The organism is Singulisphaera chitinilytica, assembly GCF_049331405.1.
Classification (GTDB): Bacteria; Planctomycetota; Planctomycetia; order Isosphaerales; family Isosphaeraceae; genus PoT.
On the sequence record NZ_CP186276.1, the window covers coordinates 76526 to 94308 of the forward strand.

The 17783-nt window shown below is 68.1% G+C and carries 13 protein-coding genes and 1 pseudogene; 8 read left to right on the forward strand and 6 right to left on the reverse strand.

All coding sequences use genetic code 11. The features are described 5' to 3' along the window. Positions 1-555 precede the first annotated feature (555 nt). The 5 genes from ACOYYX_RS39715 (at position 556) to ACOYYX_RS39735 (ending at position 9445) form a co-directional block, all read left to right on the forward strand. On the forward strand, positions 556-1791 hold the full coding sequence (locus ACOYYX_RS39715; protein ID WP_422932139.1) for an HlyD family secretion protein: 1236 nt from the start codon (positions 556-558) through the stop codon (positions 1789-1791). Continuing rightward, a complete protein-coding gene (gene rbbA, locus ACOYYX_RS39720) occupies positions 1788-4580 on the forward strand; it encodes a ribosome-associated ATPase/putative transporter RbbA (protein WP_422932140.1) in 2793 nt (930 codons plus the stop codon). Before ACOYYX_RS39715 ends, rbbA begins: the two co-directional genes overlap by 4 nt. Before the next feature lie 3 nt (positions 4581-4583). Next, complete coding sequence (locus tag ACOYYX_RS39725) at positions 4584-5705, forward strand: ABC transporter permease (protein WP_422932141.1); 1122 nt, start codon at positions 4584-4586, stop codon at positions 5703-5705. A 214-nt stretch (positions 5706-5919) separates the two neighbouring features. Continuing rightward, positions 5920-7320 (forward strand): alpha/beta hydrolase, encoded by a 1401-nt coding sequence (locus ACOYYX_RS39730; RefSeq protein ID WP_422932142.1) that lies wholly within the window; start codon positions 5920-5922, stop codon positions 7318-7320. 358 nt (positions 7321-7678) lie between these two features. Beyond that, positions 7679-9445 carry a PAS domain-containing protein gene (locus ACOYYX_RS39735; protein WP_422932143.1) on the forward strand — a complete coding sequence of 589 codons (1767 nt, stop codon included), beginning with the start codon at positions 7679-7681 and terminating at the stop codon, positions 9443-9445. 6 nt (positions 9446-9451) lie between these two features. On the opposite strand, the gene ACOYYX_RS39740 is transcribed toward ACOYYX_RS39735, so the two are convergent. Beyond that, on the reverse strand, positions 9452-10468 hold the full coding sequence (locus ACOYYX_RS39740) for a chemotaxis protein CheB (RefSeq protein ID WP_422932144.1): 1017 nt from the start codon (positions 10466-10468) through the stop codon (positions 9452-9454). 184 nt (positions 10469-10652) lie between these two features. Further along, positions 10653-11450, reverse strand: coding sequence for a PDZ domain-containing protein (locus tag ACOYYX_RS39745; RefSeq protein WP_422932145.1), 798 nt, complete (start codon positions 11448-11450; stop codon positions 10653-10655). Positions 11451-12431: 981 nt separating this feature from the next. Here ACOYYX_RS39745 and ACOYYX_RS39750 point away from each other — a divergent pair. After that, positions 12432-12710: pseudogene (locus ACOYYX_RS39750) on the forward strand (helix-turn-helix domain-containing protein); the annotation flags it as partial. 324 nt (positions 12711-13034) lie between these two features. Here ACOYYX_RS39750 and ACOYYX_RS39755 read toward each other — a convergent pair. Both ACOYYX_RS39755 and ACOYYX_RS39760 read right to left on the reverse strand, forming a co-directional pair. After that, entirely contained in the window at positions 13035-13238 is a 204-nt protein-coding gene (locus tag ACOYYX_RS39755; RefSeq protein ID WP_422932156.1) for a hypothetical protein, read from the reverse strand. Positions 13239-13705: 467 nt separating this feature from the next. Then, positions 13706-14809: a DUF1559 domain-containing protein gene (locus ACOYYX_RS39760; RefSeq protein ID WP_422932146.1), complete on the reverse strand. Its 1104-nt coding sequence runs from the start codon at positions 14807-14809 to the stop codon at positions 13706-13708. A 176-nt stretch (positions 14810-14985) separates the two neighbouring features. Here ACOYYX_RS39760 and ACOYYX_RS39765 point away from each other — a divergent pair, with 176 nt between their 5' ends. Further along, complete coding sequence (locus ACOYYX_RS39765) at positions 14986-15240, forward strand: hypothetical protein (RefSeq protein WP_422932147.1); 255 nt, start codon at positions 14986-14988, stop codon at positions 15238-15240. Between the two features lie 191 nt (positions 15241-15431). Here the strand turns inward: ACOYYX_RS39765 and ACOYYX_RS39770 are convergent, their stop codons facing one another. After that, positions 15432-15662: a tautomerase family protein gene (locus tag ACOYYX_RS39770; RefSeq protein ID WP_422932148.1), complete on the reverse strand. Its 231-nt coding sequence runs from the start codon at positions 15660-15662 to the stop codon at positions 15432-15434. A 28-nt stretch (positions 15663-15690) separates the two neighbouring features. After that, entirely contained in the window at positions 15691-16407 is a 717-nt protein-coding gene (locus ACOYYX_RS39775; RefSeq protein WP_422932149.1) for an SDR family NAD(P)-dependent oxidoreductase, read from the reverse strand. Between the two features lie 240 nt (positions 16408-16647). On the opposite strand from ACOYYX_RS39775, the gene ACOYYX_RS39780 reads away from it, so the two are divergent. Next, a complete protein-coding gene (locus tag ACOYYX_RS39780; RefSeq protein ID WP_422932150.1) occupies positions 16648-17763 on the forward strand; it encodes a carboxylate-amine ligase in 1116 nt (371 codons plus the stop codon). Positions 17764-17783 lie beyond the last annotated feature (20 nt).

Sequence of the window (17783 nt, forward strand, 5' to 3'; positions counted from 1 at the left end):
TCCTTGATTACTCGAGTGACCGCGCTCTATTCCATGGATTGATCCCGAGAATCTCGCGGGCGATCGCGACTCGGTCGCCCCTCGAGACCGATGGGCCCTCGGCGAGCGGACGTCGATGTCCCATGGAGTCCGGACTCATGCTTCATCACCCGGGTTGCTGGAAGCTCGACGATCCGCGTCCTCGACTGGAAGGAACGGGCCCGGCGGCCCGGGGAGGGTGACGCCGTCGGGAATCGGCCCGACGACCGGGGATCGAGGCGATGAATGGCCGGGTCGTCCCCTCAACGGTCGCGGTCAGGGGCCTAGGCGACGGCGGGGCGGGGACGCTCCGGGCCGCCATCGTGCAGGCCAATACATGAAGCGGGGATGACTCGGCTCGGGAGGCGTTGACGATAGGTCTTACGAGTCGTTAAGATCTGTTGATTCTCCGCTCGTGATGGGCGGACTCCGGATGGCTAAGGCGGCCCCGTTACGCGAACCTTCGCGTGCCGGGGCCTTTTTCATGCGCATCGACGATGGGGCGACGGCCGACGCCCCGGCCCGAGGGGATGTCACATGGAGACGACAGCAGGAATCGATCAGAAGCCACCTCAAGACGATGGGGGCGTTCAAGGGCCGCCTACGCTGGCCGAGTCGGTCGCCGACGCCAAGGTCCGGCCGACCGGGCAGGCTGCCTCGGGGCCTGCCGAGGCGACTCGGCCGGGGCGGCGATGGCGAGGATGGGCGAGGACCCTCGGGAGATGGCTGCTCGGCTTGGTGATGATGATGCTCGCGGCCCTCGCCTATCTCCTGTGGGGATACAACCCTGCCGAGAAACTACCGGCCGGATTCGCCGCCGCCAACGGCCGCGTCGAGGCGACGCAAGTCGATGTCGCCACGAAGGCGCAGAACCGGATCGCCGAGATCCTCGCGGACGAGGGGGATTTCGTCTCCGCCGGCCAGGTCGTCGCCCGGATGGACACCTCGGTGCTCGACGCGCAGCTCAGGGAAGCCCAGGCCCAGTTCCGACTGGCGAAGAGCAACGTGGATGGCGCACGGGCCGTCGTCGCTCAGCGGGATCGGCAGAAGGCTGCGGGCGACTCGATCGTGGCGCAGCACGAGGCCCAGGCCAGCATGCGGAGCCGGCACTTCGACCGCGTCAATAACCTGGCGTCGAAGGGTTCGGCGACGGCGGACGAGCTGGACTCGGCCCGGGCGGCCTTCTTCGCGGAGAAGGCCGCCGTGGACGAGGCGAAGGCGCAGGTGACGGCGGCGGAGGCCGCAATCGCCGCCGCCCGATCGCAGGTCATCGAGGCCGCGGCGGCGGTCGAGGCCTCCATGGCCAGGATCGAACGGATCCGGGCGGAGCTCGAAGACTGCGTCCTGAAGGCGCCCCGCGACGGCCGCGTGCAGTATCGCATCGCGCAGCCGGGCGAGGTGCTCGGCGCCGGCGGCAACGTGCTGAACCTGGTCGACCTGACCGACGTCTACATGACCTTCTTCCTGCCCGAAGCGTCGGCCGGCCGCGTCCGGATGGGCACCGAGGTCCACATCGTCCTCGACGCCTATCCGCAATATGTCGTCCCGGCCGGCGTATCGTTCGTCGCGGACGTCGCCCAGTTCACGCCCAAGACGGTCGAGACCGCCGAGGAGCGCCAGAAGTTGACCTTCCGCGTGAAGGCCAAGATCGATAAGGAGTTGCTCAAGCAATACATCCGCGACGTCAAGACCGGCCTGCCGGGGATCGCTTATGTGCGCCTCGACGCCAACGCCGAATGGCCGGAACGCCTGCGGGTGAGGCTCCCACGATGACCGAAGGGCACCTCACCTCGCCCGCCCCCGGGAGGCCCGCCCCGGAGCCGGCGGCCCGCCTGGTCGACGTCGAACTCCGCTATGGGAAGGCCCTCGCGCTCGATGGGATCACCCTCGACTTGCCGGCCGGCTGCATGGTCGGTCTGATCGGCCCTGACGGCGTGGGCAAGTCCAGCCTGCTGTCGCTGATCGCCGGGGCCCGGCGGGTGCAGCGAGGGTCGGTCCTGGTCTTCGGCGGCGACATGGCAGACCCGGCGTTCCGCCGGGAGTTCTGCCCACGGATCGCGTACATGCCGCAGGGCCTGGGCAAGAACCTGTATCCGACGCTGTCGGCCTTCGAGAACGCCGACTTCTTCGGCCGCCTGTTCGGCCAGGGCCGCGCCGAACGGCGGAGTCGCATCGCCCGCCTCCTGGAGAGCACCGGCATGGCGCCCTTCGCCGGCCGGCCCGCCGGCAAGCTCTCCGGCGGCATGAAGCAGAAGCTGAGCCTCTGCTGCGCCCTCATCCACGACCCCGACCTGTTGATCCTCGACGAGCCGACCACCGGCGTCGACCCGCTGTCTCGGCGCCAGTTCTGGGAGCTGATCGACCGCATCCGCGCCGACCGTCCCGGCATGAGCGTCCTGGTGGCGACGGCCTACATCGAGGAGGCCGCGCGATTCGACCGGCTGGTGGCGATGGACGCCGGGCGTGTGCTCGCCGAGGGGGCGCCGGGCGAGTTGCTGGAGCGGACCGGCAGGGCATCGCTGGAGGAGGCCTTCATCGCCCTCCTGCCGGAGGAGAAGCGCCGAGGCCACAGGCGAGTGGATACGCCCCCTCGCGCCTCGGGCTCCGCCCCGGTGGCCATCGAGGCGCGGGACCTGACCCGGCGCTTCGGCGATTTCGTCGCCGTCGATCACGTGAGCTTCCGGATCGAGCGGGGCGAGATCTTCGGCTTCCTCGGCTCTAACGGCTGCGGCAAGACGACGACCATGAAGATGCTGACGGGACTCTTGCCGGCGAGCGAGGGACAGGCCTGGCTGTTCGGCCGCGAGGTCGATGCCCAGGACCTCGCGACCCGGCGGCGGGTGGGCTACATGTCGCAGGCCTTCTCGCTGTACAGCGAGCTGACGGTCCGGCAGAACCTGGTCCTCCACGCGCGGCTGTTCGGGGTCCCCGGCGCGGAGATCCCCGGCCGTGTGGAAGGCGCCGTCGACCGCTTCGGCCTGGAGGATGTCCTCGACGCACTGCCCGACTCGCTCCCGCTGGGGCGGCGCCAGCGGCTGTCGCTGGCGGTGGCCCTCATCCACCGGCCCGAGCTGCTGATCCTCGACGAACCGACGTCGGGGGTGGACCCGGTGGCCCGGGACTCCTTCTGGCAGCTCCTGATCGAACTCTCCCGCCGCGACGAGGTCACCATCTTCATCTCCACCCACTTCATGAACGAGGCCGAGCGATGCGACCGCATCTCCCTGATGCACGCCGGCCGGGTGCTGGCCAGCGACACGCCGGCCGCGCTGACGAAGGATCGAGGCGCGGACACGCTGGAAGAGGCCTTCATCGGCTACCTGGAGGAGGCGGCATCCATGGGCCAGGCCGCCGTGCCGGCGCCCTTGACGCGGCCTGACGAGCCGGCCAGGGGCGTGCGGGTCGAGCCGGGCAGGGGCCTTCCGGGCGCCTGGTTCAGCCCCAGGCGCCTGCTGAGCTATGCCCGCCGCGAGGCGCTGGAACTGAGCCGCGACCCGATCCGCCTGACGATGGCGCTGCTCGGCAGCCTGATCCTGATGATCGTCCTGGGGTACGGCGTCACCATGGATGTGGAGCACCTAACCTTCGCCGTACTGGACCGCGACCGGACGGCCGTCAGTCGCGAATATCTGTTCAATATTACGGGATCGCAGCGCTACTTCGTCGAGCGGGCCCCCATCTCCGACTATGAGGATCTCGACCGGCGAATGCGATCGGGAGAGTTGAGCATGGCCGTCGAGGTCCCTCCCGATTTCGGGCGAGATCTCGAGCGCGGCCGGCCGGTGCAGGTCGGGGTCTGGATCGACGGCGCCATGCCGCAGCGTGCCGAGACGATCCGCGGCTACATGCAGGGCATGCACGCCCTCTGGCTGGCCGACGTGGCCCGGCATCGCCTCGGCCGGCGCCACCTGGTCGGCCCCGCCACGATCGAGTCTCGCTATCGCTACAATCCCGACGTCAAGAGCCTGGTGGCGATGGTGCCGGCGATGATGCCGCTCGTGCTGCTGCTCATCCTGGCCATCCTGGCCACTCTCTCGGTGGTCCGCGAGAAGGAGCTCGGCTCGATCATCAACTTCTACGTCACGCCGACGACGCGCCTGGAATTCCTCCTCGGCAAGCAGCTCCCCTACATCGCCCTGGGGATGATCAATTTCCTCCTGCTCACCGCGCTCTCGGTGACCCTCTTCCGGGTGCCGCTGAAGGGCAGCTTCGCGGCCGAGGCCGCCGGCGCGCTGCTCTACGTCGCCTGCGCAACCGGGATGGGACTGCTCCTCTCGACTTTCACGCGAAGTCAGGTGGCGGCGATCTTCGCCACGGCGGTCCTCACGCTCCTCCCCGCGATGCATTTCTCCGGCCTCATCGATCCGGTCTCCTCGCTGGAGGGGGCCGGTGCGCTGATCGGGCATGTCTTCCCGACCACGCATTTTCTCGCGATCTCACGCGGCACCTTCTCGAAGGCACTCGGCTTCGCCGACCTCTACCGCTCCTACGCACCTTTGCTGATCACCTACCTGGTGCTGCTCGGCTTGAGCCTCGCGCTGCTGAACAAACAGGAGACCTGAGCCATGCGACCGGATCATATCCTGCACCTGGGGGTCAAGGAGCTGTGGAGCCTGGCTCGTGACCGGATCATGCTGGTCTTGATCCTCTTTTCGTTCACGGTGTCCATCTATTCGGCCTCGACCGCGGTGCCGGAGACGCTCCACAAGGCGCCCATCGCCATCGTGGACGAGGACCAGTCTCCCCTGTCGCAACGGATCGCCGGCGCCTTCTATCCGCCGCGTTTCCTGCCGCCGAAGATGGTGACGCGAGACGAGATGGATGCCCGGATGGACGCCGGGCTGGACACCTTCTCCCTCGACATCCCCCCCGACTTCCAGCGCGACGTGCTGGCCGGCCGCTCGCCCGTGATCCAGCTCAACGTCGATGCAACCCGCGTGGGCCAGGCCTTCAGCGGGAACGGCTACGTGCAGGAGATCGTGGACGGTGAGGTGCGGGCGTTCGTCGGGCGCTATCGGGCCGACGCCAGGCCGCCGGTGGACCTGGCGATCCGTGTGCGGTTCAACCCCAACCTGACCCAATCCTGGTTCCTCGCCGTGATGAGGCTGACCGAGCAGGTCACCATGCTGGCGATGATCCTCACCGGCGCCGCTCTGATCCGCGAGCGCGAGCGAGGCACGATCGAGCACCTGCTGGTCATGCCGGTGACGCCGTTCGAGATCATGACGAGCAAGGTGTGGTCGATGGGCCTGGTGGTCCTCATCGCTTGCGCCCTCTCCCTCGCCTTCGTCGTGCGCGGCCTGCTGTCGGTGCCGATTCAAGGTTCGATATCCCTGTTCCTGTGCAGCGCCGCGATCGACCTGTTCGCCGTCACGTCTCTGGGGATCCTGCTGGCGACCTTCGCCCGGTCGATGCCTCAGTTCGCGTTGCTGATGATCCTGGTCCTGTTGCCCCTGAACGCCCTCTCCGGCGGCCTGACCCCGCGCGAGAGCATGCCCGAGTGGATCCAGGTCGTGATGCTCGGGGCGCCGACGACCCATTTCGTCATCCTCGCCCAGGGAATCCTGTTCCGCGGGGCCGGCATCGACGTGGTCTGGCGGCCATTCCTCGCGCTGACGTTGATCGGCATCACGCTCTTCGCCGCCGCCCTCGCGCGCTTCCGCAGGACGATCGGCACGATGGCATAGATAGCCGTATCCCTCTGCTCGTCGCCCGGCGACGAAGTCGGGAGGATTCCGATCATCGGGGCAGGGGGGCCCGTTGGCCCCGCGAACTCGGCCTAGGCTGGCGACCTTAAGATGGCGAACTCGCCGCGTGTTCTTGTGGCGATCGCGGGCCCTCTCGCGGTAAGCTACGGCCTAACCACCGATGGATGTGACACTCGAAGGCCGGCGTGGAAATATGGCAAACGAAGTGATTGATTCGAACGACAACATCCGCTTCGCCGAAGGCGACGGGGGCGAGGCGCCCGGGGCTTCTCATCGGTTCATCGGCCGGGTCGGGGTCGACGAGTTGAACCGCATCCTGAACGTCGAGAGCAAGCCGTTCAGCAAGAGCTCCAATCCGCCGGCGGCGTACGTCGTGCCCGGCTATCAGCAGGCGACGTACGAGGTGAATCTCTACAAAATCACATATCAGTCGGTCATCCCGGAGCTCGGCAATCGGCCGACGACCGCCACGGGCCTGGTCGCGATCCCCGTCCCGACGGCCGAGGAATCCGCGGCCCCCGGCCCGATCTCCAGGCCCCTGGTGTCCTACCAGCACGGGACGGTCTACGGCCTGCATGAGGTCCCTTCCTATTCGTTCACGCTCGACAAGGCCGGGGCGGCCTACGGCGACTCCTACGAGACGCGCCTCGCCGTGGCGCAGTTCGCCGGGCAGGGCTACGTCGTCATCGCGGCCGACTACTTCGGCATGGGGGACTCGACGGAGAAGGATGCCTACGCGGTCAAGGCCAGCGAGCAGCAGGCCTGCCTCGACCTGCTCAAGCAATCCGCCCCCGTGATCCGGGCCTCGAACGTGAAGGTCACCGACCTGCTCCTCTCCGGCTGGTCTCAGGGGGGCCTGGTGACGATGGCCTTCTTGCAGAAGCTCGAGCAGGAGGGGATCAAGGTCGCCGGGGCCTCGACGGCCTCCGCCCCCTCCGACGTGCTCGCGGCGACGACCGCCTTGCTCTTCAACCGGCGAGGCCCGTCCTCCCCCACGCCCGACGCCGTCTGGATGAACACCATCTTCATCATCGCGGCGTTCTCTTACGAGAATTACTACGCGAAGCCGGGGATGGCCTCCGGCTTCTTCGTCCCGCAGCATTACGAGGCCGCACGCCGGATCTACGCGAGGGACTACGATCGCCTGGGCTTCGACGCCGGCAACGGCGACCTGCTGGTCTACCCGTCCAAGGACGACCCGAACCCGATGAAGGTCCCGTCCGACCTGACGAAGCTGATCCGACCCGAATACTTCTCGCCGGATGCGACGTCGAGGGCCGACCCGCAGTACTATCCTTTTTCTCAGTTCGCCCAGCTCCTGAAGGACGCGAGCGCCTATCAATGGGTCATCAAGACCCCGGTGCTCCTGAATTACGGCACCCACGACGAGGCCTTCGCGCCGGCCGTCGCGCTGATCCCCTATCAGTATCAGCAGGCGATCAATCGCAACAACCCGATCATCCCCGTCGCCGTGACGAACGGGAATCACCGCGGCACGTTCCTCACCGCCGTGGATCGCCAGCGGTACTGGTTCAACCGCCTGCTCGGCCGAGACCCAGGCCCGAAGCCCGATGGCCTGCCCGAGGCCCTCTGACACGACCTCCGGGATCGGGAGTCGTCGCCCTCCTGGGTGAGGCTCCCGATGACGCGATCGCTCGGCATCATGGCCGGAAGAAGGCGACGCGCCCGAACATATTGGCCACTCCCGACGTAATAACGCAGAGGAATCTCCGATCCAGTCGTGGGTTGCGCCGACAAGGCCTTTGAGAGATTATCGGACGTTACGCCGGCCGATTGCCCTTCCGTTCGATGCCGTTCGTGCGAAGATGATCATGGGTCGAGTCGCATCAACCCCGACCGACGCCGCGCCGACCGACGTCGGGCCATCAACCGAGGGCCTGGACGCGGCCGAACGTTGCACGCCTCGACTGCCCGCAGAGAGGATGTCCCAATTGGAACGCGAAGCCAGACCATCCGGGCATGACGCGACCGCCTCGCCGACCGCAAGTTCGTCGGCAGGGCAGGCCCTGCCTTCGCCCCATGGTGCGGGACGAGATGCCGACGAAGCCGAGGAAGAGCTGAATCGACTCCGCTTCGAACATCAGAGAGTGGCGGAGGAGCTCGAGGCCTATCACGAGGAGCTCCGGGTCGCCAACGAGGAACTGGCCAGGGTCAACTCCCGGCTCCGCGAGAAGGTCGAGGAGCTCCAGGCGGCCAACAGCGACCTGGCGTGCCTGCTGGCGAGCACCGACATCGCCGTGCTCTTCCTCGACACCGGCTTCCGGATCCGCTGGTTCACCCCGGCCGTGCGCGACCTGATGGGCCTGATCCCGGGCGACATCGGCCGGCCTCTGGCCGCCATGGCCCGCCGGTTCGACGACCCCCACCTCGACGACGACGCCCGCGCCGTGCTCGAGCGGCTCGCGACGATCGAGTGCGAGGTCGACTGCGCCAACGGTCGGCATTACCTCCGCCGGATCACCCCCTACCGGACGACGAAGGACCGGGTCGAGGGGGTCGTCATCACCTTCGTCGACATCTCCGCCCGCAGGCGGGCCGAGGCGATCCTGCGGGGGAGCGAGGAGCGGCTGCGGCTCGCCCTGGACGTCGGCGAGATGGCCGCATGGGACTGGGACATCCGGGGCGGCGTCATCGTCTGGAACGACAGGCATTTCCCCATGCTCGGGTACGAGGTCGGCCAGGTCGAGCCCAGCTACGAGGCCTGGGCCGAGCGGATCCACCCCGAGGACCGCCCCGGGACCGAGGCCGCCCTGGTCGCGTCGCGCGAGGCGCGTACCCCGTACCGCCACGACTTCCGGTCGCTCCTGCCCGACGGCTCGACCCGTTGGCTCTCGGCCCTGGGCCATCACTTCTACGACGAGCGGGGCGTCGCCGTCCGGATGGTCGGGGTGATGCGCGACGTCACCGAGCGGAAGCGGATGGAGGACGAGCTGCGGAGCTCCCGCGACGACCTGGAAACCCGAGTGGCCGTGCGCACAGAGGAGCTCACCAAGGCCAATGAGGCGAGGGCGGCCCTGCTGAGGCGGCTCGTCACCGCCCAGGAGGACGAGCGACGGCGCGTCTCCCGCGAGCTGCACGACGGCCTCGGCCAGGAGCTGACCGGCCTGGGCCTCCTCCTGAAGTCGGCCGAGGCCGCCTTCCCGGAGGGCGACCCGGGGCGGGACCTCCTGCTCAAGGCCGCGGCGGCCGTCGTGCGGATCAGCCGCGAGTCGCACAACCTGGCGATCGAGCTCAGGCCCACGGCCCTCGACGACATCGGCCTGATCCCGGCCCTGTCGACCTACGTGCGCCAGTGGTCCGAGCTGAGCGGGGTGCTCGCCGGGTTCCGGTCGCAGGGGCTCTCCGAGGCCCGGCTGCCTTCGGCGCTGGAGTCGACGATCTACCGCCTGGTGCAGGAGGCCCTCCACAACGTCGCGAAGCACGCCGGATGCGACAGGGTCGACGTCGTGATGATGCGGCGGGGCGGCGTGCTCACCGTCGTGATCGACGACGACGGGCGCGGGTTCGATCCGGAGTCCATCGTGGGGAACTACGACCGACGGAACCTCGGCCTGCTCGGGATGCGCGAGCGCATCGGCCTGGTGGGCGGGACCCTGACCGTCGAGTCGGGCGAGGGCAAGGGGACATTCGTGCGGGCGATCATACCGCTGCACGAGCACGGCGAGGGCCCCGCCCCTCCGCCCGAGTTCAGGCCTTGATGCCCTTCAAGTCCAGGAGGCCTTCTCCCCGCCGGGGGCATCATGGTTCATCACCGCCCGCCTCACCAACTCGCCCCGCCTCCGGGCCTCGGCCCCCTTCCGGTCGAATAGCGCGGCGACGTCGGCCTGCCCGGCCTCGCGGGCGTGGGACGCGATGTGCTCCATCAGCAGCGCATTCTCCTGCACCTGGCGGACGGCATTCCACAACGACCTCTCGACCGCCTCGTCCATCTCCGCCAGGAGCGAGTCGGCCGTGTAGGCATGGCCGTTGTTGCACCGGAATCGCGCCCCGCCGCCGGCCCTGAGCCGCACCAGGACGTTGTGGCACTCCGGGCAGGTCACCAGCGAAGGGTCGCCGAGCCCCAGGACGCCCAGGCCCAGGGCCTTATCCCCCATGGCGATCTTGGTCTCGACCTCGAGCTCGGCGGGCGCGGGGAACTCGCCCGCGGCGACGACCGGGGCGGACGCCAGCTCGACCAGGGTCGGGGCGATGTCGGCGGCCCGGAGCCGGTAGTCGACGCTCACCTGGCGCATGGCATTCTCGATCATCGGGCGGGCGAATGCCTCGTCCGGGTCCTGGACGATGGCGACGCCGCCGCGGGCCTTGATCGCCCAGAGCCCGGCGGCCCCGTCGTCGAGCCAGCCGGAGAGCACGACCCCGACGACCCTCGGCCCGTAGGCCAGGGCCGCCGAGCGGAAGAGCGGGTCGAGCGCGGGGCGGAAGCGATTCTCCTTCGGGCCCCGGGTGACCCGCACCCGCCCGGGCTCGAGCATCAGGTGGTGGTCGGGAGGCGCGACGTAGATGCGCCCCGGCGTCACCGGCTCGCCGTCCCGGGCATGGGCCGTCGGGAGCTTCCCCCTGCTACCCAGGACCTCCGGCAGCAGCCCCTGGCCGTAAGGCGAGCTGTGGAGCACGAAGAAGAGCGCCGCCGGGAACTCGGCCGGCATCCCGTACGCGATGGCCCTCATCGCGTCCAGGCTCCCCGCCGAGCCCCCGATGACGATGATGTCGTGACCGGCCATCCATCCTCCATCTCGCCGAGATCGGTCGAGGTTCGTGTGCTCTCCGGACGCGTCTCCGACGACATCGGTCCCGCGGTAGGGTCATATCAAAATGGTCCAGGGCCCGCGACGACCGCCCCTCGGACCGTCGTCGCCCCCCTCCTTGCGACCCGCGAGCGGCAGGCCGCTCGCGGGGAAGGGGGCGTCACTTCGCCGTCGGCTTGTCGCCGGACGGCTCCTCGATGTTCGCCGGGGAGAAGTGGAACTCGAAGACGGGTTGGTCGATGTTGAGCGTCCGCAGCAGGTGCTCGCGCTCGCTCCCAGGCAGGTCCTTCATCGCCTTGATGTCCCTGGCGATCTGCTCACGAGTCCCGTAGAAGTCGTGGTGCCGCCCGCCGCCGCCCTGGCCTCGGTATTCGATCTCGGCCCGCCAGGTGTCCCCCTTCTCGCGCGACAGCCGGATGGCGTCGAAGCTGTCCCAGGCCGACTCGTCGTCGGACACGCTGTAGTCTCGGAGCGCCCTCCGGAACGTCCCGTCCGGGCCGAATCGGAAGACATGCCGGCCGAAGCCCGGTTGACGGGCCGCGTCGTCCTCGCCCAGGATGAGCCTGCAGGACCCGGGCCTGCCGCCCCGGATGTATCCGATGGCCACCTCCGTCCCCGGCTTGCGGGCGCGCATCAGGCCGATGAGCGACTCCGGCGTGGTGAGCCTCTCGTCCCCGCAGCTCATCAGGATGTCGTAAGGCTTCAGCCCCGCGGCCTCGGCGGGCGATCCCGCGAGGACCTGGTGGACGAGCAGGCCTTGCCCCTCCGGCAAGACGCCGGGGAGTTGCTTGTGCAGCACCTCGGGGGCGGACTCGATGAGCACCCCGATATAGGAGTTCCAATCTCCTCCCCGGGCACGATGCTCGGCCGGCGGATGGGCCTTTGGCGAGGCTTCCCCCGCGATGCAAGGTGCGAAAGCCAGGCCGATCAGCGGCAAAGTCAGCAGAAGGCGTCTCATGGATGCGGCTCCTGACATCGGTCGATCCGCAGCGGGATCGACGACCACTCGAGCGAACCGGCGGCGGAGTCGACGGATCGAGGGAGGTCGGGTCACACCCCGGGCCTTCTCAACGCGCCGGCCTTCCGCGTCGTAAGAATCAAAAAAGCCTCGTCCCGCAGCTCCTTCCGCGGGACGAGGCCACCGTAGCCTTGAATGGCCCGCCCTTCGCGAGCGGCCGTTCTCTTGCTTACTGATCGCAAGACGAGCGAGAAAAGTTCACGGCTTTTTCGGCCGCCCTCGCCCCATGGACGGCCTCACTCCCTCCCGCAACCTGAAACGACTCCGCCCCGGGGAGGCCGCCGCCCTCGTGACCGGCCCCGTGAGCATGCGGGCGTCGACTCGGCTCGGGATCTGTCGAGACGCTGGGAAGCCGGTCGGCTCCGATGGGCCCCTCGGCCTGGTCGACGAGGTCCTTGCACGGCCGCCAGTCCTCCTTTGAGCCTGTTCACTAGTATCCATTTGGTCACACATAAGATCATCTAATCGCACCATGTTGGCTCGGCCCTCGCCTCCCAGGACGCCCGGGCTTCTCGCCACTTCGCTTTGGGCGATGTCGCCATCGAGATGCGGCACGAGCATGGATCGCGGGTAGTCCCATGTCCCTAGCCTTCCGCGCGAATCGGGTCGTCGTCTCGACCGCGAGGTTCGTCGGCAACGGCGAGGGTGCGGGCATGGAGTCATGCCCTATTCCCATGGCCGTCAGGAGCTCGACCTGGCCGAGGATGGCCAAGCTAGGCGAGTCGGAAATCGTCCTTATGACCCGAGTTGCGAAAAGATGGAGGCGTGCGCGGCCTGAGAAGCTGGGTTGCTTCGGGAAAGGCAAAACGGTAAAAAGAAAGTCCTCACGGCAGCTGGAACTGTCGTGAGGACTTTAGATTTCTGATTTGAGTGGGTCAGGCTGGAACCTGCCACTCATTGGGCGCACCTGGAGATGACCCAGTGCACAACGTAGATTGTACGCGCCGAGCGTCCGACCGCAATCCCAAAGCGGAAAATTCGCGGGAAGTCCATCCCCTGCGATTCGAGGCCCCCCTCTACTGGTGTCGCGTCCCTCGCCCCGCCCTGGCGGCCGACATCAGCGACTCCGCCTTCCGCGTGCTCGCCGCGATCGAAAGCCTTGCCAATAAAGGACATTGCTACGCCACCGACGAGGAGATCTCCTCCGCCACGGGGAAGAGCCTCTCGGCCATATCCAGGGCCCTGCGCGAGCTGGCCGAAGCCGGATGGATCACCCGCACCAACGGAAGGAGATGCCGGGACGTCCGGTTTACGTTCTCCTTCCGCGGCATAGAAGCACCGAATCCAACGAATAGGACGGTCAAAAACGTAGATCCTCCCGGTCGTTTTCGACGGGCTTCCCCGTCAGATCCGACGGCCCCCTGTATTAAGACAGAGAGAGAAGATCCCAAATCAGAAGCCCCCCGGTCGGTCGGCCCGGCTCGGGAAAGGCCGACCGGACCGACCGGGGAGACCAAATCCGGGGGAGAGCCGGCCGCAGAGCAGCCGCTCACCGCCGAACAGGCGATCGAGCTGGCGAAGGGGTCATGCCCCGTCCTGGCCCAATTCGGCCGCGCCGCGCTGGTGAAGCACGGGTGGAGCGAGCCGGCGATCGCGGAGGTCGTGGGCCACGTCCCGCGAGGCTTGCGCCCGCTCGCGAGGCAACGCCCCCGGCACGCGTCGGGCCGCGTCAGCAGTCGCCGCCCGGGGCATCGAGCCCGAGCCCCCTTGCCCTTGCCCCGCCGCCACGAGCCCATCCGCCGAGCCCGAGGGCCATGCTCAACTTACTCTCGCGGAGCATGCGGCCGGGGGGCTAGGGGGAGGGAAGATGATCTCGTCCGGCCCGGCCGCACCTCGATCGTCCGGGAGACGCGATCGCGGAAGTCGGCGTCGATGGGCTCGAGCTCGCGCCGTCGATCCGTCGAGGTTCCCGAACGTGATGCGCGCCGACCGTTTGCCTGCCCGGTCCTCGTGATCGGCCCGGGTGGGGTCCTGCTGCGTGCGTCAAGAGATTGGGTGACGGCCGGCTCCCGCAGGTTGAGGCGTCGTCATCGCCCAGGCCGTTCGAAGCCGCATCCTCCCGAAGCGGCCCGGGAAAACGAAACGGCCGGAGGACTGATTCCCCGGCCGCTTCGTCTTCGTCCATTTTCGAGGCGATCGACCGCGAGGACTGCATCCTCGCGTATTCGACCCAGGTGTCGAAATCGGCCCGGCGATCAGTAGGCGTCGGACGAGATCACCTCTCCGCCGGCGCGGGTGCCGAGGGCGAACCAGACCTGCTGGCTGATCGAATCCTTGACGAACTTCACGCTGCCGTCCCCGACCAGCACATTGACGCCCCCGGAGTGGTTGCTGTTGGCGGCGGAGAAGGCCGCGGCGCCGATCTGGCCGTCCGAGCAATATCCCCACGGATACGTCTTCGAGTTGGGGGGGACCACGGTGTTGAACATGGTCTGGGCCTCGGTGCCGTGGAACCAGTAGTTGCCGCGGCCCGTGTTGAGCTTGCCGGAGCGGTTGGTCCAGGCCGTGTTGCAGGCCTGGAGGCCGGCCTGGATCGCCGCCGGGTTCGACGAGGCGTCCAGGATCTCGGCCGTGGTGGGGAGCGAGCCGAGGTTCACGATGCCCGCGGCCCTCGTCCAGTTGGTGGTGCCGTCGCCGACCAGGGCCTCGGAGAAGGCCACGGTGTTGGACGTGCCGTCGGTGATGCTCGGGATCCCGTACGATCGCCAGAAGGTGAACATCCCCGAGCTGCCGGTGGCCGTCTGCTGCACGGCGTCGATCGTCGTCGTGCCGATGCTGTCGTTGTAGCTATTCAGATTCGTCACGCCCGCATTGCCGTCGGAGGGGCAGAGGAACTCCTTGACCCGGGTGAGATAGACGGTCGACTGGATCGGCCCGGCGGTCGCCCCCGCGTTCATGCCCCAGTTGAAGTTGATCGCGTTGTAGAGCGGCGTCTCGCCCAGGAAGCCGAGGATCTGGGCGTGCACGCTCACGCCGTGCTGGGCGTGATAGTCCCCCAGGTTCTGCATGTTCTTGGACGATCCCATCGGGAACGTGTCGTAGGCCGAGTGGTAGTTGTGCAGCGCCAGGCCGATCTGCTTCAGGTTGTTGACGCACTGGGCCCGACGGGCCGCCTCGCGCGCCGCCTGCACCGCCGGCAGGAGCAAGGCGATCAGCACGGCGATGATCGCGATCACCACCAAGAGCTCGATCAGGGTGAACCCACGTCGACGCCTGCCCCAGCACGCCCATCGGCCGCGAAGGCCATCTCGGCCCGTCCGGCTCCGGCCGTCGATCCCCGTCATTTGAACGGACGTCATCTCGCTACTTCCGTCGAGAATTCCGCGACGAGGGGCGATGGCCCCCTGCCGTCAACCCCCGTCGCAATCGTCATCCGGGCGATCTCGAATTCCGCCCGACTGACCTGTTTATGGCCCAAATCTTGACTTCTTGACCGGGATTGTCAATAAGGAAAATTATTAAGTCGATCGAATTAATGATAATCGGGACCTTGGTCGTGCCCGAGGTGATGATGATCCTGGAGCCATCAATAGGCGTCGGCGCTGACGACCTCGCCGCCACGGATGGTCGTCAGGGCCAGGTGGACGCCGACCTTGCTGCCTGGGAGGATCGAGAAGACGCCGAAGGGGTCGGAGAGCGGGGTGAGCTGGAATGTTCGTTGGGGGCCGAGGTGGTGTCTTCGGGCGGCCAGGAGCCGATGCCGTCCTTGACGAAGCCGACCGAGCCTTAAGCGTAGGCGTCGCCGGGGTGGTTGCTCGTTGTCCCAATCGCGGCTATCCGGGGTGGATGGGTCGCCGAAGCTGCATGTTCATGCCTTCTCGTCCCGAGTGCGGCCACCCGACTCGATCCCGTTCGGCTCGCGTGATCCGCTGCATCTGGCGAGGGGGGGATGGGGACGGCAAGAGGCAAGAGGGCAGGGCGTCAACCGGCGTGACCCTCCTTTGCGCCGGCCTCAAGCTGATGACGGTACTCCTTCACCGGCAGGCCGCCGACGCCCCAGTCTTCCAGCTCGACCTCCTGGATCAGGACGAAGGTCAGGCTCGGCGGCTTGTTCAGGACGTCGGCCAGGAGGTCGGTCGCTCCCTTGATGAGCGCGGCTTTCTGCTCGGGCGTGGCCCCTTCGCGGGTGATCTGGATCGTCACGATCGGCATGTGCGTTTCCTCCCGGGTCGCGCTGTGATCACCAGTGGCCGGCGTTCGCGCCGCCGTCGACGTGGAGGGTCTCGCCGGTCACGAACGCGGCGGAGTCGAGGTAGAGGACCGCATCGACGATCTCCCGGATCTCGCCCAGGCGCCCCAGGGGGTGAAGGCCGGCGAGCGCCGCCTGGGCCTCGGGGCTGTGCATCGGGGTCTTGATGACGCCGGGTGCCACGGCGTTCACGCGGATCCCCCGGTCGGCGTACTCGATCGCCAGGGATCGCGTCACGGCGTCGAGGCCCCCCTTGGTGAGCGACGCCAGGGCCGAGGGCATCCCCTTGACGGGCTGGCCCACGAGCGTCGTCGTGATGTTGACGATGTGGCCGCCGCCCCCTTGCGCAAGCATTTGCTTGATAGCCTGCTGCGAGACGTAGAAGAACCCCGCGAGGTTCACCGAGGTCTTGGCGACGAAATCCTGCGGGGTGTATTCGGTGAACGGCTTGCCGATGAAGATCCCGGCGTTGTTGACCAGCGTGTCGACCCGCCCGAAGGCCTCGACCGCGCTCCTGATCACGCGCTCGGCCACCTCCGGGTCGGAGATGTCGCCCGAGACGGTCACCAGATCCGGCGCGGTGGATGGGTCGATGCTTCGCGAGTTGGCGACGACGCGGGACCCGCGCTCGAGGAACCCTCGGACGAGCCCGGCCCCGATCCCCTGCGACGCTCCCGTGATGACGGCGACTCTGCCCGCAGAACTCATGTCGAACCCCCAATGCTTGTGCGCGACCCCGGGGCCTCCCCTTCGCGAGGCCGCCCCGACGATTCGCGGGACATGATGCCCGATGCGCGGGCGCGTTGAAAGCGGCCTCTCGAGGCCGGCTCGCCGGGGCCCAGCTCGAGGCGATCGCGTGAGGATGTCTGGGGTTGCTGGTGACGGCACCGCGTTTGCCGCTGGAGTTCCCGCGACCAATCCTTACGCCGACCCCCTGGGGACCCACTCATGGCAGAAAACCCGGACGACTTCACCATCGGGGTGGAGGAGGAATACCAGATCGTCCACCCCGAGACGCGGGCCCTCGTGCAGAGGGCAGGGCGGCTCCTCCCCCGCGCGAAAGAGGCCGTCGGCGACGAGGTCACGAACGAGCTCTTCCTCTCGCAGATCGAGGTCGGGACCCCCGTCTGCCGCACATTGGCGGAGGTCCGCGCCGAGATCATCCGGCTCCGCCGCGCCGTGATCGCCGCCGCCGAGAAGACCGGCTGCCGCATCGCCGCCTCGGGGACGCACCCGTTCTCGCGCTGGGAGAACCAGCGGATCACCCCCAAGGATCGCTATGTCGGCCTCGCCGAGGATTATCAGCACCTCGCCCGCGAGCAGATCATCTGCGGCTGCCACGTCCACGTCGGGATCGCCGACCGCGAGGCCGCCATCCGGGTCCTGAACCGGAGCCGCCCCTGGCTGACGACGATCCTGGCCCTCTCGGCCAACTCCCCATTCTGGCACGGCGCCGACACCGGCTACGCCAGCTATCGGAGCGAGCTATTCCTGCGCTTCCCCACCGCCGGGCCCCCCGAGCGCCTGGCCTCGCGTGGCGAGTTCGACCGGGTCGTGAGCGAGCTGGTGGCCGTCGGCCTCGTCGAGGATGCCTCGAAGATCTACTGGGATGCTCGCCCGTCGATGCATTTCGAGACCATCGAATATCGCGTGGCCGACGTCTGCTCGTCCATCGACGAGGCCGTGATGATCGCCGGGCTTTGCCGTGCCCTGGCCCGCGAGTGCCACGCCCGAGACCTCGCGGGGGAGCCCGACCCCGACCTTCGCCCCGAGCTCCTCCGTGCCGGGCGATGGCAGGCCGCGCGTTTCGGCCTCGACGGCGACCTCATCGACCTCGCCGCCCTCCGATCCGCCCCCGCGGCCGAGTTGGTCGAGGGCCTCCTCGCCTTCGTCCGCCCCTCTCTCGAGGCCGCCGGCGATTGGCCCGAGGTCTCCGAGATCGCCCGCGCCACCCTCGCCCGAGGCCCCGGCGCCCGCCGCCAGCGCGAGGCCTTCGCCAGGACCGGCCGCCTCGAGGACGTCGTCGACGAGATCGTCGCCGAGACCTCCCGCGGCGTGGCCTGATCCCGTGACGGCCTCGGACA